Raw genomic sequence first — 14,198 nt, 5'->3', positions numbered from 1 at the left:
GCATGAAATTTCATGGGCCCACACCCGTTTGGCACGCCCTGGCTGGCTGTCGAGCTAGCTGAGGCCAGCCGTCTCAGCCAAGGCCGCCAGGTGCAACTCAAAAAGTGCTGCTGGGTCGCTGAAGGTTGCGTGCCCGTACTGGCCGAAAACCTCAAAGTTGACGGCGCCGAACACAGCAGCCCACACCAGGACCCCCCGGGCCAGGACGTCGTCAGGGACGCTCAACCCCATCTCTTCGCGGATGGCTGCGAAGTCGGCAGCGAGGCGGGGGTCCGGCACAGGGGCCCGCGCCACCTCCCGCAGTGCGCCAGCCCGGTGGGCTCCCTCGATGATCCGCACCAGCTGGACAATGACGCGTGTGCCGGGCCCAGTGGTCTGCTCGGAGGGGGCCTCATATCCTGGCACGGGTGAGCCAAAAAGCAGTCCATAGCGTGCAGGTTCGGCCACCGCCCACTCCCTGACGGCCCCGCCAAGCGCCCGGAATTGCGCCGCAAAATCATCGGCTGGGACCTGATTCACGGCGTGGTCCACGGCGTCACCCAGGGCGTTGTACCCATCCACAAGCAACAAGGTCAGGAGCTCGTCCCGGCTCTTGACGTATCTGTAGACCGCCGAGGAAACCACGCCAAGATCCCGCGCCACGGCCCGCAGCGACAGCCCCGCCGCACCATGAACCGCCAGATGCTGGCGTCCAATGCTGACAATCTCTGACATGGTTTGTAGCCGCGCACGTTCCCGGGGTGTTTGTGTCATGACACCATACTGCGCACTATGGAGACCACCGTCAACTTAAGTGAGCACTGCTCTTGACAGGGACAAGCCCGGGGCGAGATAGTTAAAGCGAGAGCATCGCTCTCGTTTTTTCTCACACAAAGGACCATGTCATGAATACCAGCCATACAGTCCACGATTTCATCAACCCGGCACCCTCCCCGGCCGTCAAATTGGTCACCGGCGCCGGCCCGGTCGGCTGGACTATTGCCACGCAGCTGGCCAACGCCGGGCACAGGGTTCGCATCCTCACCCGCTCAGGGTCAGGACCCGAGCACCCACTGATCCAAAAGCAACGCGCAGACGTAGGCCAGGCACATCAGCTCCGGGCCGCCATGACGGAGGTGGACACCGTTTTCCACTGCATCCATGGCTCCAAGTACAACGCTCGGGTGTGGGAGCGGGAGTTGCCGGAGGCTGAACGGGTGGTGCTCAACACCGCCGGTGAGGTGGGCGCCGTGGTGGTTTTCCCGGAGAGCTTGTACTCCTACAGCCACCCCAAAGAGCCAATGACTGAGCGCAGCACCAAGGAAGCAACCGGCGGCAAACGCGGTGTCAGGACGGCCCTGCTGCAAGCCCGCGCGGCCTCAGATACACCAACTGTCAGTGTTGTGGCGTCGGACTTCTTTGGGCCGCAGGTGCTCATGGCCCACGCCGGCGACCGCATGGTGCCACGGATACTGTCCGGCAAGCGCCTGCAGGTGGTGGGCAGCGCCAACGCGCCCCACTCGTTCACTTATGTTCCGGACCTGGCTGCCGCCATGATCCGGGCGGCAGCCACGCCGTCGGTCTGGAACACGGTGCTTCACGCACCTAGCAACCCCGCACTGTCCCAACGTGACCTTGCCGAAGCGTTTGCCGCGGCCGCCGAAGTAGCCACCCCCAAGGTCAGCGCCGTTCCGGGGTGGGTCATCAGGGCAGCAGGGATCGTTTCCACCGACATGCGCGAGCTGGCCGAGACCCTGTACCAGTTTCAGGAACCCTTCGTCATGGATTCAAAGGCCAGCCAAGCGGCGCTGGGATTGGAACCCACCCCGCTGGGCACGGCGGCGCGGGCCACAGTCCAGTGGTGGCGGGATCGGGCCTAGTGCCGGACCTCGAGGTTCATGGCCACCTTGCGCAGCAATTCCGCCAGGGCGGCCTGCTCGCGGGCAGTCAATCCGGACAATAGTTCCTGATCCCGCGCCAGAAAATTGGGGAACGTCCTGTCCACCAAGGCATGGCCGTCCGCGGTCAGTTGCAGAAGTACCACACGCCCATCCCGCTCGGAGGGCAGGCGCTCGATGAGGCCGCGCCGGGCCAGCCTGTCGGCATTCTTGGTGGTGGACGCGCCACTGAGCATGGTGGCAACCGTCACTTCGCTGGCGCGCAGGGGCCTGCCACTGCGCGCCAGGGTGCACAGCAGGTCGAATTCGGCCCGGGTAATGTCTTCCGGCGCCAGGTCATGCTCCACACGCTGTGTCACCAACGCCCCGATGCGGGTGATCCTGCCCATGACCTCAATGCTGGAGACATCAAGCTCGGGCCGGGCCTTCGCCCAACCCTGCCGGGCAGCATCAACAAAGTCCCCGGGTGCCGCGAAATTTTCCATGGTCACCAGTCTAGAGACAACACTCACATAGTTCATATCTATTTTACTAGTAAAATAGATTGTAGTCTTGATGGATGACCACTTCAGTTCGACTGCATCACTTGGGCACCGCCCTGGTACACCCCTTTTCGCCGTCAGCATGGCGTAATTCGATGCGCCTGCGCCCGGCTGATGCCTTGCTTGCCCCGGCCATCAAGGTGGGCATTGCGGCCACGCTGGTGCTCGTGACAGGGGGCTTGCTGGGCCATCATCAACTCGCGGCCATGGCTGCGCTCGGAGCGTTGACGTCGGCGTTCGGCCGCTATCAGTCCTATGGGCGGCTGGGACGCCAGCTGGCGGTGGTGGCCGCGGGGCTCTTGATGGCGGCCGGTGTCGGCGCGCTTCTGGGCACCGTGGGCACTCCGCTGTGGCTTCAAATTGCGGTGCTGTCCCTCATCGCAGGGGGCGCCGCCCACCTGTTCACGGCGTTGGGCATCACCGGACCGGGCCCGGTGATTTTAGTCTTTGCCGCCTCGGCAGGCGCTGGTTACGCCCACTCACCAACAGAGATAGCCCACGTTATCGCGGCCGTGGGCATCGGCTCGCTGGTGGGTTGGGTGGTGGCGGTGGCTCCCGTGCTGGTGTTTCCGCTGGGGCCTGCCCGGTTGGCAACTGCCCGCGCCATTGCCGCCGTCGGGCGCCTTCGCAAGGACGGGATTGCCATGCACGACGACGGGAGCAACAGTGCCGCCGCCAAGGCCGCCATCGCGAACGCCCGGACAACCATTGCCCTGAGTATCCGGGCGCGGTCTGGGCAGTCCGCGCGGACAGCCGCCGTGCTGCGCCAGGCCAACCAGCTGTCAGCACTGATGGATGAGGCGGACGCAGCACTGGCCGCCTTGGGCACAGACGCCTTCGCTGCCGCACTGGCCAACCTCGCCCGCCACGAGGCGGCCCTGCGCACGTTCCGCCGCGCACCGGAGTTCGCGGCGGGCACCGCTGGGGATCCCAGGGCTGCAACACCAGCCACGACGCTCCGCGCGGTCGGGCGGGCAGGCCTGGTTTCAAGGGCCAGCCTGCACCAGGCGTTGCGGATGGCAGTGGCCTCTGCCCTGGCCGGCTGGGTTGCCGTGGCTCTCGGCCTGGGTCATCCGTTGTGGGCATCCATGGGTGCGGTGGCCACGTTGCAGGGCTTGAACTACAGCATCAGTGTCCAGCGAGGCATCCAACGGCTGGTGGGCAACGTTCTCGGTGCACTGGTGGCCGTGGCCCTGCTGTCCTTGTCGCTGGGCTTTTGGCCCTCGGCAGCCATAGTGGTGCTGCTGCAATTCGCGGCGGAGCTGCTGGTGCTGCGGAACTACACGCTCACCACCATTGCCGTGACACCCATGGCCTTGATCATGACGGGACTGGGCACCCATTTGGGCCCGGACGCCGCCATGAACCGTGTGGCTGACACCTTGGTGGGAGTGGTTCTCGGCCTTCTCGTGGCGGCCGTCAGTATTTCCCGTTCAGACTCGCACCACCTGCCGGCCGCGACCGGAGCCACGCGTCGCAGCTAGCGGTGTGTCTCAGTTTTGTTTCATGGGTTGACTGGGTCGCGGCCGCTGCACCCGCGGGCTACCTGGGGTGGATTCTTGCCATGTTCCGCGCGATGCCACCTGCACCCGCCAAACTCTCGGCATGCGGGCCCGTTGATGGCTTTTCGGATTCCAAACAGCAGCAGATGCGGGTGTGAAGGCCCGGCACCCGCATCAGCTGCTGTTTGGAACCAGGACGGACCGGCACACCCGCATTAGCTGCTGTTTCAAGTGAAGCCCGAAGGTCCAGCGGGTGGGTCTGACGTGAACTGCACCGCAACACCATCCCAGGATGCGGATTTATTCGATGCACCACGCCGTGGGTCTCTTCCCCGGCGCGAAGTGGAGACTCAGTGACCATTAGTGGCGACTCGTGACAAGCAGTGAAGCCACCGATTCAACGGGCCAGACAACGCGGACAAAAGAGGGACACTCCACCAGGCAACAGACCAGCCAGTCACGCCCCAACCCACACTGAGATGTTTCCCGGCCCGTTTCCGGGCGTTCACTTGGGCGCGCTAGGCTCCGGCGGGACACCGTGGCGATTCAGGCCGGGCGTCAAGCCTTTGCCCACAGATTTGCACTGAGTACAGAACGGATTTTTCTCCATGGGCGCAGTCACCGCGAGCACCTCCTCGACCCTGTCGAACTCGACCCTGTTGGAGCTGGACGGGGTGTTGTTTGATTTCAACGGCACCCTCTCCGACGACGAGGGAGTCTTGCGGGATCTCTTCATCGACCTGGCCGCCACTGAATGCGGTGTGGCCATCACCGCGCGCCAGTATCAAGAAGAGCTGGCCGGCCGCAGCGATCGCGAGATCATGACGGACATCCTGGCCCTGGCTCCGGATGAGCCACGCGGCGTGGAGGCCTTTCTGCCCATGATCGACACCGAATACAAGGCCCGGGTGGCACGTGAAAGCCTGATCCGGCCAGCCACCCGCGAACTTGTCCACGCTTTGCATGCGGCCGGACTGAAGCTGGGCGTGGTGACCGGCGCCAGCCGACTACAGGTCATCCCCGCGCTGGAGCGGGCGGGCCTGCTGGAATTGTTTGGCGTGGTGGTGACGGACGACGACGTTGCGGAGGGTAAGCCGAATCCCGAGGGATTCCTGCGCGCAGCACGCACCCTGGGACTGGAGCACATGGACAAGGTGGCTGCGTTTGAGGACTCGGTCCCAGGACTTGGCGCCGTGGCGGCCGCCGGGATGATTGCTATTTGTGTGGAGGGCACACACCCCAAAGAGGTGCTTGAGCAACACGCAAGCATCATCATCGCGGCCATCACCCCGGCATGCCTGGACCTGCGCAGGGCCCAAAGCAGCCAGCCTGCCTAGACTGGCAGTTGGGCCGGACGCAGTTCCATGGCCTGCGCCAACAGCTCAAAGCTGCGGATCCAGGCCGCCTTGTCGGTGACCTGGGAGGCTACAATCAGCTCGTCGGCGTCGGCCAACACAGCGAACTCGTCCAGGTAGGCGCGCGCCACGGACGGCGTGCCCACGGCTGCGTAGCGGAACATGTTCACCACCTGCTGGCCTGCCGGGGATTCCAGCAGCATGTCGGCCTCGGGGTCGGTGAAGGTGCGCCCGCCGCCCACCAGCGCACCCACCATGCGGCGCCTGGCCTTCAGGGACAGGACATCTGCTTCCTCCTGGGTGTCTGCCACGATGGCGTTGACGCCGGCAATCACATAGGGCTCGGCCAGCGCGGCAGAGGGCTTGAATTCGCGGCGGTAAATCCGCACGGCGTCCTCGAGTGCCTGCGGGGCAAAGTGCGACGCAAAGGAGTACGGCAGCCCCAGTGCGGCAGCCAATCGCGCCCCAAACAGTGAGGAGCCCAGGATGTACAGCGGCACAGCAGTGTCCTTGCCCGGGTAGGCGTTGACCCCGGAAATGCGGCTCGCCCCATCAAAGTAGGCCTGCAGTTCCTGCACGTCGGAGGGGAAGGTGTCGGCTGCCTGCGGGTCGCGGCGAAGGGCACGCATGGTGTTTTGGTCGCTGCCAGGCGCCCGGCCCAGCCCCAGGTCAATGCGTCCCGGGTGCAGGGTTTCCAAGGTGCCGAACTGCTCGGCAATCTGCAGCGGGGAATGGTTGGGCAGCATGATGCCGCCGGCGCCGAGCCGGATGGTTTTGGTGTGGGCTGCCACGTGGGCAATCAAAACGCTCGTGGCGGAGGAGGCAATCGAGGGCATGTTGTGGTGCTCGGCGTACCAAATGCGCTTGTACCCCCACTCCTCCGCCTTCTGCGCCAAGTCCACGGACGCGCGCAAGCTGGCTGCAATGCCGTCCTGGCCAACATGGGCTAGGTCAAGGATGGAAATGGGGAGCGTCATGGGTGCTGCCTTTCGAAGTGGTTTCACTAGCGCCAACCCCCAAACCCGCCCGGATATTTCCTCCCGTGGCCTCTCTCACGTCTGCCTGTTCACACTCCCACGGGAACGTTCAGCCGATCAAGGGCAGCCACCGCCGCTGCACGACCTGCCCGGTTGGCGCCCAGTGTTGAGGCGGAGGCGCCATAGCCCACCATCAACAGGCGCGGTTCCCGGGACACTTTCACCCCGTCCATGACTATGCCGCCGCCTGGTTCGCGCAGCTTCAGCGGCGCCAGATGGTCCATGGCTGCGCGGAATCCGGTGGCCCACAAGATGGCGTCTGCGGCAAAAGTGGTGCCATCCTCAAACACCGCCCCGTCCGGAGTGAGCCGTTGCAGGGGCCCACGGGAAACCAACGTTCCGGCGGAAATGCCGTTCTGGTATTGCTCGGTCATGGGCAGCCCCGTTACGCCCACCACGCTTAGCGGTGGCAGGCCGGCAGCGGTGCGGGCATTGACGCGGGCTTCCACATCCCGACCCCAATCGGGGTTGAACTCGCGTGTGGTGAATTCGGGCGCACGGCGCGTGGACCAGGCCGTGTCAACGCCGGCATCGGCAAGTTGGAGCAGGAATTGCACCGCCGATGTTCCGCCGCCCACCACCAATACTTTCTGCCCGGCGAACTCGGCCACGGAGGAGAAATCGTGGGTGTGCAGCTGGCGCCCCGCGAATGTTTCCACCCCCGGGTAGTGCGGCCAGTGCGGCTTGTCCCAGGTGCCGGTGGCGTTGATGACCAGCCGGGTGGTGAAAACGCCCGCATCAGTCTCCACCACTAGGGGTGCCGTGGCAGTGTCGGAGGGTGCGCCGTCGTCCATGGGCAGCGAACGCACCGCATGCACCTTCACGGGCCGGCGAATGGGCAGCGAGAACGTCTTTTCATAGTTGCCGTAATACCGGCCCACCACCTGCGATGCAGGTTCGGCGGGATCGGCCGGGGGAAGTTTCATGCCGGGGAGGTCGTGAACGGCGTGGGCTGCGCCAAGCGTCAGTGAGGGCCAGCGGTGCAGCCAGGCACCGCCGGGCGCGGGGTTGGCGTCGAGAACCACAAAATCTGTCTCGGGTGAAAGCCCCTGCCGCGCCAAGTAATACGCTGCCGACAGTCCCGCCTGGCCTGCTCCGATAACCACCACGTCCAGCATTTTTGCCTCCTTTTAGTGGTGGAACCGGGTCTGTGGCGCAGCTATTCCGTTTGTGTCCTAAGCCATATGCGCCCGCGCTGCGAGAGCACCTTGTCCGCGTAGTAGACGGCCCCGGCACCCACGGCGTAGGCCACCAGGTCCAGCGCGGAGAAGGTGGTGCCAAAGACCAGGCGCGACGGCGGGAAGCTCTCGGCCAGTTGCGCGGGAACACCCGTCAGCTGTGCAATCTCAATGAAGGCACTGATGGCGAAGGCGCTCAATGCCAGCCAGTGGCGCTTGGCGGTGGGAAGAATGAGCGCCAGCAGCAGGTACACGAGCACCGTGAACAGGGCATCGGTGATCAGGGAGGCAAGGTCTCCTGGCACCAGGAAGTGCAGCGCCAGCCCAAGAACGGCCACATCGGTTGCGGCAATGAAGAGCGCAAGGCGCCGGGACTTGGGGGTTTTTAGCAAAGCCATGGGCTCGAGTCTAACCGCGGTGCCCCAACAGCTTGGCTAAGCCCGCACCACCGGCAGTTCCTTCCACTCGGTGGTGTACCGGGGCGAGGAATACTCACGCTTCATGGACCACGCCGGGGCCTGGGCCAAGCCGCCCACCCCGATGCCAATGGCCATGCTGCCAAATTTGTTGCGCACCTCCCCCAGCACATCGCCCACATCGGCTTGCTCCGCCGCAGGGCCAAAAACATCCAGCATTCCCGTCCCGGAGGCCGGTTCAAGTCCGTTGAACATGACACCGGCGCGCAGGTATGCCGCCCCGGGGACCGCGCTTTGGCCAATGGCTGCCACGGCGGCGCGGATCAGCACAATGGGGTCCTGGGTGGGCGTCATGAATCGGCTGGTGACGGCCGGGAAGCTGCCTTCCCCGCCGGCAAAACGGCTGGTTCCCGCCGTGACCGTCATGGTGGAGGCGCGCAGGCCTTCCTGGTTCAGGCGGGCGGCACCGCGTTGGGCATAGATGGCCATGACCTCCTCCATGCCCGCAACGGTGGTGACGGGGGTGGAGAAGCTGCGGGAAAACATGATTTGCTGCTTGTCCACGTGTTCCTCGGTGTGGGGAATGCATTCGGTGCCGTTGAGCTCCATGACGGTGCGTTGCAGTACCACCGAGAACTTCTTGCGAATCATTGCCGGGTCGGCGGCCTTGAGGTCGGCGATGCTTTCAATGCCCATCATTTTCAGCTTGCTGGAGGTCTTGCCGCCAACGCCCCACAGCCCTGATGCGGGCACCCGTTCCTGGATGCGCACAACATGCCCCTCCGGCATGGCGTCCAGCGCACAAACACCAGCCAGTGCCGGGTTTTGCTTGGCGATCCTATTGGCAAACTTCGCCAACGTCTTGGTGGCAGCCACGCCGACGCAGACGGGTACACCCACGTGGCGCATCACAGCCGCCCGGACCTCAGCGCCTGTGGCGTGCAGTTGCGCCGAATCCCCCATCAGACCGATGAACGATTCGTCGATGGAGTACACCTCTTGCCAGGTACCAAAACGGCCCACCACTTCCATGACCTTGGCACTCAGGTCCCCATACAGTTCGTAGTTGCTGGAGCGTGCCACCAAGCCCCACGCCTTGGCCTGGGCTTGCAGCTGGAACCACGGGGCGCCAGTGGCGATGCCCAGCGCCTTGGCTTCCGCCGAGCGTGCCACCACGCAGCCGTCGTTGTTGGAGAGTACGACGACGGGGCGGCCTTCCAGCTTCGGGTCAAAGACCCGCTCGCAGGAGACATAGAAGTTGTTGACGTCCACCAGGGCGATGCGGTTCACGGTCATTTGGTTCGCCGATGGTGCCGACCCGGACCGTTTTCGATGCTCTCGGCGAAGTCTTGGCGGATGTCGTTCCGTTCCAGAAGCAGTTGCGGGCGGGCGCCGGCCGTCGGCTTGAACGGATTCTTCACGAGCACTCCTTCCGGCAAGTTTAAAGTTTCCCAGTTCTCTGTATACAGGCGATGCTGTGTCTGACCGGGCTCCATGTCCACGATTACCGTTTTAGACAGCTTTATATTCTCTAAACTATTTGTGCATGGCGTCTAAATGGCCAGGGAAGTCTGCTGGGAGCGGCGCATGGTGGTGACCGCGACCAGATCTTTTGCGGCAAGGACAACACCAAGTTCCTCGCGGGCCTCCCGAGAGGCCGCTTCGACCACCGACTCTTCGGCCTTAAAGCGGCCTGCCATAGGGATAGTCCACCCATAGCCCGGCCCCTTCCTCCGGACACTCCTTCTCGGCGCCGCCACGCACGCACCACGCGTCGGCGGGGTAGCGCCACCCTTGAAGTACCTCGTCGATCTTCACTCCCTGCTCCTCCCGCCCATCAGCGAATCGCGCATCGTACTGGATGCTCCGATAGCGGGTCTTGGGCCACTGGGCCCGCCGCTTCCAGGAGGCACTGGCTCGAACGGCGACGGGCAGTTCGGCGTTTTCGTCGTGTTTTTTCTTTGGCTTCATTTAGAGCCCCTTGTGGTGACGATGACTGGAGTTATTCAGTGTGGCATTTTTTGTTCCAGGGGCTGGCCGCAGCACTGCGTAACCCTGCATCTGCCGCACTTGTGCCTGTTTAGACATGATGCAGGCACCGGGTGACGACACCCCAGACCGTCAGCTTCCCCACCAAAGCGGCGAGCGCGCCAGAAGCCGGGGACTGCGCATCGGCGGGTTGCGTCGCCAAGGAGGTCACGCCGTCATGCATGGCTAGCCGGCGGATCAGCAGTTCGCCGTCCACCACGGCAACCACCACCGAGCCGTCGCGCGGGGTGAGGGACCTGTCCACAATAATCTCGTCACCGTCGGCGATGCCGGCGCCCGCCATGGAATCCCCGGAAACGCGCATGATGAACGTGCAGGTTCTGTCCCTGATCAGGTGCTTGTTGAGGTCGATGCCGCCGTGGAAGTAGTCGCGGGCGGGCGAGGCGAACCCCGTCGGATCGGTGTTGGGCGTCTTGGGGGAAGGCAGATCCATACCAAACACGCCATCACCGCCTAGTACAAAGATTCGAACTTCAAGCGTACCACCGCATCAGGCTGCATGGCAGTTGGGCAGCTCAGAGCCGAGCGGCCGCGAGCAAGTCGCTGCCCTGCGCCAGGACCATGTCCTTGAACCGGGCCGCCTGCGGCGAGCCGTCGGGGCGATTGCGCCACACCAGCCCGATGTCCCGGCGCGCCTGAGGCCACGTGATGTCCACTTCACACCAGCCCAAGGCCCCCCGACTCGGAGCCTGACTGCCGGAGCGCTGGGCCGGCGCCACCGCCACACCCAGTCCGGCCGACACCAACCCGCGGACAGTGTGCAGGTCCTGGCCCTGAAAGGCCACGCGCGGACGGAAACCGGCGCTGCGGCAGAGCGTCTCCACAATGGACCGCATGCCATAGCCCGGTTCCAGCATGACGAACGGCTCATCTCGCACCGCGTCGAGCCGAATACCGGTGGAACCGTCAAGGCGGTGGCCAGCGGGAACCACTAATTTCAGTGGCTCCGAATAGAGCGCCTGGGCGCCGATGGTGCTGCTCGGAGCCGGAGGTGGTGCCACGAGCGCCAGATCAGCAGTTCCGCCCGCCAGCAAATCCAGGCAAAAGGAGCGGCTCCCCTGCTGCAGGTCAAAAGTGACAGCCGGATTCTCCCGGGCAAATGCCCTGATCAACAGCGGGAGGGTGGCCTCGCCAAAGGTGTGTTGAAAAGCCACTTGAATCCGGCCAAATTGTTTTCCGGATTCCTGCCGGGCCAGCGCCAAGCCCAGGCGCACCTGATCCAATGCCTCGGCGGCCGCAGGGATGAGCGCCAATGCCGCCGGGGTCAGCTCCACGCCCCGCCCCTTGGGCAGCACCAGCGCAGTGCCAACCACGGCAGCGGCACGAGAAAGCGCCCGGCTCACGGTGGACTGCGGAATTCCCAGGGCCTCTGCCGTTGCTGTCACATGGCCGCTGTTACCCAGTTCAACCAGAATGGGCAGCACCGGAAGCAGCCGGGCCAGGTCCTGATCGTCTTTTTCCATGATTCATGGAACCACGGATACAGCCACTGAGTCATCCATATTTGGATTATTGAAGGCATATTCATGCATTAGACGCATTGATTTCCTCGTCCTACGGTTGATCTTGTGATTGACACCAACCGCTTGGATTGCCAAAGCCCAGAAGCCGCGTCACCATGGGCAGGCCACCGGCAGGGCAGTGCCGGGTACCGCAGGGTGCTGGCCGCCCTGGCCTGCGCCGGGGTAGCTACATTTGCCCAGCTTTACTCCCTTCAGGGGTTACTGCCAATGGTCTCGCGCGATCTGCAGGTGACGGCCGCCCAGGCCTCACTGACGGTTTCCGTCGCCACTGTTGGGCTGGCCGTCGCCGTATTGCCCTGGTCATTTGCAGCAGACCGCTGGGGGCGGGTGCGGATCATGGGACTGGCCGTCATCTTGGCAACTATCTTGGGCCTACTGGTGCCCCTGGCGCCCAGCTTTGAGGGTCTGCTGGTCCTGCGGGCTCTGGAAGGGGCTGCGCTGGGCGGCATCCCGGCATTGGCCATCGCCTACCTCACGGAGGAGGTCAGCCCACGCCACGCCAGCGCAGCTGCGGGCGCCTACGTGGCCGGCACCACGCTGGGCGGGCTATTCGGGCGGCTGCTTGCCGGGCCTGTGGCGGACATGGCGGGGTGGCGCATGGGAACCCTGGCCGTGTCCCTTTGCGCCGCCGCCGCGGCCGCGGGCTTCCTCCTGCTGGCCCCGCGCCCACGGGGTTTTGTGCCGGCGCGCACGGATGGCTTCGGGGCGGTCCTTGGCAAACTGCTTCCGCCGCTGCGCAACGCCCAGCTGCTGGCGTTGTACGCCCAGGCATTCCTGTTGATGGGCGCCTTTGTCAGTGTCTACAACTTTCTCGGTTTCCGGCTGGAGGCGCCGCCATACCTTTTTCCGGCGTCAGCAGTGGCACTGCTTTTTCTGGCCTATCTGGCGGGCACCGTGACCTCACGGCTGGTGGCGGGTATAGCCAACCGCTGGGGCAGGCGGAACGTACTGTTGGCATCCACCGGCGCCATGGTTGCTGGCCTGGCGATGACGCTGGCCGCACCGGTGACCGCGATTCTGGCGGGCCTGATACTGTTCACCGCTGGATTCTTCGGCGCCCACAGCATCGCCTCGGGCTGGACGGGCTCGTTGGCCACGTCGGGCCGGGCCCAGGCCGCCTCACTGTACAACCTCAGCTACTACGCTGGTTCCAGCCTCATTGGCTGGAGTGCAGGCCTGGTGTTCCAACGGTTTGGCTGGGGCGTCATGGCCGGAGCGCTGGGGGTCCTGGCCGCCCTGGCCGCCGGGCTTGCCGTGGCACTTCTTCCGGCAGCTACCTCGCACGCACCAGATCACCCGCGGCCCGGTGCATGAACAGGGCCTCCACCACCGGGACCAGCATGATGACCGCGAGCGCCGCGAACGTCACCTGGTAGCTGGCCACGGCTGGCAGGTCCGAGGCCAGCAGGGACTGGGCACCGCGCAGTAACAGTGCCCCCACGGCAATGCCCAGGCCGGTGGCGATCTGGGCAATTGTGGAGGATAGGGTGTTGGCGTCCACCATGCCAGCCTTAGGCACGTCCACAAACTGCAAGGTGTTGTATGCGCTGAACCCGATGGAACGCAGCACGCCACTGGCGAACAGCACCACGGCAATCACGGCCAGCGGGGTCTCCGGATTCATCAGGGCACAGGCCACCAACACCAACGCGCCACCAATGTTGCTCAGCAGCAGCACGTTGCGGAAACCAAAACGCCGGATCAACGGCGAGGTGGCTGGCTTGATGAGCACATTGCCGGCAAACACCGCCATGGTCATCAGGCCCGCCTCAAAAGCAGTCCAGCCAAATCCGAGCATGAACATCAACGGCAATAGGAACGGCACGGCGTTGATGACCATCCGGTACAGGGCCCCTCCGCCGTTGCCCACCCGGAACGTGTGGATGCGCAACGCGCGCAGATCCAGCAGCGGGTGCAGGGCCCGCCTGAACCACCACAGCGCCCCCGCCACGCCAGCCAAGGACGCCAACAGGCAGAGTACGACGGCGGCCCACGGCGTGGGTGCCGAACCGATAAGTTCCATGCCAATCACCAAGGCGGCCAAGGCAACGCCGCAAAGCCCAAACCCGACCCAGTCGGGCGGGGGCACCTTCCGCGCGCGGATATCCGGGACCACGCGGGTGGCGACAATGAACGCAACAATACCCAGGGGGACATTGATGAGGAAGATCCAGTGCCAACTCGCATAGCTGACCAACAGTCCACCCACCACCGGGGCCAGCACGGGGGCTATGAGTGCCGGCCAGGTCAGGTAGGCGATGGCCTCCAGAAACTCTTTCCTGTCAGCATCACGCAGGACCACCAGCCGGCCCACGGGAACCATCATGGCCCCGCCCAGGCCCTGCAGCATGCGGGCCACGCAGAGAAAAGCAAGGTTGGGGCTGAGCGCACACAACAGCGACGCGATGGTAAAAACGGCAATCGCGGCCGTGAACACCCGCCGTGCACCAAAGCGTTCGGCCAGCCAACCACTGATGGGGATGCCCACCGCCAGCGTGATCAGGTAGGCCGTCATGGCCAAGTTAATGTCCACCGCCCGCACGTGCAGATCCGCGGCGATGGCTGGAGCAGCAGTGGAGATGATGGTGCCGTCCAGGATTTCCATGAAATAGGTTCCGGCAACCAGAAGCGCAAGGGCGCGGCTAAAGGAACTACTGCCGGCCGGTGTTGCAAGTCTCATTCCCACCGGATAAGCGTACTTCCCGCAGGGCCCCGAAAT

The 14,198-nt window shown here is 64.5% G+C and carries 16 protein-coding genes; 4 read left to right on the top strand and 12 right to left on the bottom strand.

Features of this window, described 5'->3' with window-relative positions; all coding sequences use genetic code 11:
• Positions 1–54 precede the first annotated feature (54 nt).
• The gene (locus CVS28_RS11110; RefSeq protein WP_103481552.1) at positions 55–753 is read right to left on the bottom strand and encodes a TetR/AcrR family transcriptional regulator; all 699 of its coding nucleotides are present in this window, start codon (positions 751–753) and stop codon (positions 55–57) included.
• A 131-nt stretch (positions 754–884) separates the two neighbouring features.
• On the opposite strand from CVS28_RS11110, the gene CVS28_RS11105 reads away from it, so the two are divergent.
• Positions 885–1,859, top strand: coding sequence for an NAD-dependent epimerase/dehydratase family protein (locus CVS28_RS11105; protein ID WP_103481551.1), 975 nt, complete (start codon positions 885–887; stop codon positions 1,857–1,859).
• On the opposite strand, the gene CVS28_RS11100 is transcribed toward CVS28_RS11105, so the two are convergent.
• On the bottom strand, positions 1,856–2,362 hold the full coding sequence (locus CVS28_RS11100; RefSeq protein WP_103481628.1) for a MarR family winged helix-turn-helix transcriptional regulator: 507 nt from the start codon (positions 2,360–2,362) through the stop codon (positions 1,856–1,858). The genes CVS28_RS11105 and CVS28_RS11100 overlap by 4 nt on opposite strands.
• A 74-nt stretch (positions 2,363–2,436) precedes the next feature.
• On the opposite strand from CVS28_RS11100, the gene CVS28_RS11095 reads away from it, so the two are divergent.
• Entirely contained in the window at positions 2,437–3,903 is a 1,467-nt protein-coding gene (locus CVS28_RS11095; protein WP_103481550.1) for an FUSC family protein, read from the top strand.
• 626 nt (positions 3,904–4,529) lie between these two features.
• On the top strand, positions 4,530–5,258 hold the full coding sequence (locus CVS28_RS11090; RefSeq protein ID WP_103481549.1) for an HAD family hydrolase: 729 nt from the start codon (positions 4,530–4,532) through the stop codon (positions 5,256–5,258).
• Here the strand turns inward: CVS28_RS11090 and CVS28_RS11085 are convergent.
• From CVS28_RS11085 to CVS28_RS11055, 9 genes are all read right to left on the bottom strand, one after another.
• Positions 5,255–6,253 (bottom strand): LLM class flavin-dependent oxidoreductase, encoded by a 999-nt coding sequence (locus CVS28_RS11085; RefSeq protein WP_103481548.1) that lies wholly within the window; start codon positions 6,251–6,253, stop codon positions 5,255–5,257. The two genes, CVS28_RS11090 and CVS28_RS11085, sit on opposite strands and share 4 nt — an antisense overlap.
• An 89-nt stretch (positions 6,254–6,342) precedes the next feature.
• Entirely contained in the window at positions 6,343–7,431 is a 1,089-nt protein-coding gene (locus CVS28_RS11080; RefSeq protein ID WP_103481547.1) for an FAD-dependent oxidoreductase, read from the bottom strand.
• A gap of 41 nt (positions 7,432–7,472) precedes the next feature.
• Positions 7,473–7,889 (bottom strand): ribosomal maturation YjgA family protein, encoded by a 417-nt coding sequence (locus CVS28_RS11075; RefSeq protein ID WP_103466937.1) that lies wholly within the window; start codon positions 7,887–7,889, stop codon positions 7,473–7,475.
• 36 nt (positions 7,890–7,925) lie between these two features.
• Entirely contained in the window at positions 7,926–9,203 is a 1,278-nt protein-coding gene (locus CVS28_RS11070) for a Y-family DNA polymerase (RefSeq protein ID WP_103481546.1), read from the bottom strand.
• Positions 9,200–9,328 (bottom strand): hypothetical protein, encoded by a 129-nt coding sequence (locus CVS28_RS20310; protein WP_279325069.1) that lies wholly within the window; start codon positions 9,326–9,328, stop codon positions 9,200–9,202. Before CVS28_RS20310 ends, CVS28_RS11070 begins: the two co-directional genes overlap by 4 nt.
• Before the next feature lie 132 nt (positions 9,329–9,460).
• The gene (locus CVS28_RS11065) at positions 9,461–9,607 is read right to left on the bottom strand and encodes an NUDIX domain-containing protein (RefSeq protein ID WP_243399842.1); all 147 of its coding nucleotides are present in this window, start codon (positions 9,605–9,607) and stop codon (positions 9,461–9,463) included.
• Positions 9,591–9,878, bottom strand: a complete 288-nt coding sequence (locus CVS28_RS19705; protein ID WP_165788133.1) for a hypothetical protein — start codon at positions 9,876–9,878, stop codon at positions 9,591–9,593. The genes CVS28_RS11065 and CVS28_RS19705 overlap by 17 nt, the downstream gene beginning before the upstream one ends.
• A 109-nt stretch (positions 9,879–9,987) precedes the next feature.
• A complete protein-coding gene (locus tag CVS28_RS11060) occupies positions 9,988–10,389 on the bottom strand; it encodes a LexA family protein (RefSeq protein ID WP_103481544.1) in 402 nt (133 codons plus the stop codon).
• 82 nt (positions 10,390–10,471) lie between these two features.
• Positions 10,472–11,419: a LysR family transcriptional regulator gene (locus CVS28_RS11055; protein ID WP_103466933.1), complete on the bottom strand. Its 948-nt coding sequence runs from the start codon at positions 11,417–11,419 to the stop codon at positions 10,472–10,474.
• Positions 11,420–11,524: 105 nt separating this feature from the next.
• Between CVS28_RS11055 and CVS28_RS11050 the strand changes: the two genes are divergently transcribed.
• A complete protein-coding gene (locus tag CVS28_RS11050; RefSeq protein WP_243399841.1) occupies positions 11,525–12,793 on the top strand; it encodes an MFS transporter in 1,269 nt (422 codons plus the stop codon).
• Here the strand turns inward: CVS28_RS11050 and CVS28_RS11045 are convergent.
• Positions 12,753–14,159, bottom strand: a complete 1,407-nt coding sequence (locus CVS28_RS11045; RefSeq protein ID WP_103481543.1) for an MFS transporter — start codon at positions 14,157–14,159, stop codon at positions 12,753–12,755. The two genes, CVS28_RS11050 and CVS28_RS11045, sit on opposite strands and share 41 nt — an antisense overlap.
• Positions 14,160–14,198 lie beyond the last annotated feature (39 nt).

The sequence above is a fragment of the Arthrobacter glacialis genome, from assembly GCF_002909415.1.
Lineage (GTDB): Bacteria > Actinomycetota > Actinomycetes > Actinomycetales > Micrococcaceae > Specibacter > Specibacter glacialis.
The sequence above is the reverse complement of the archived record's forward strand: the minus strand, read 5'-3'. Positions and strand labels throughout refer to the sequence as shown.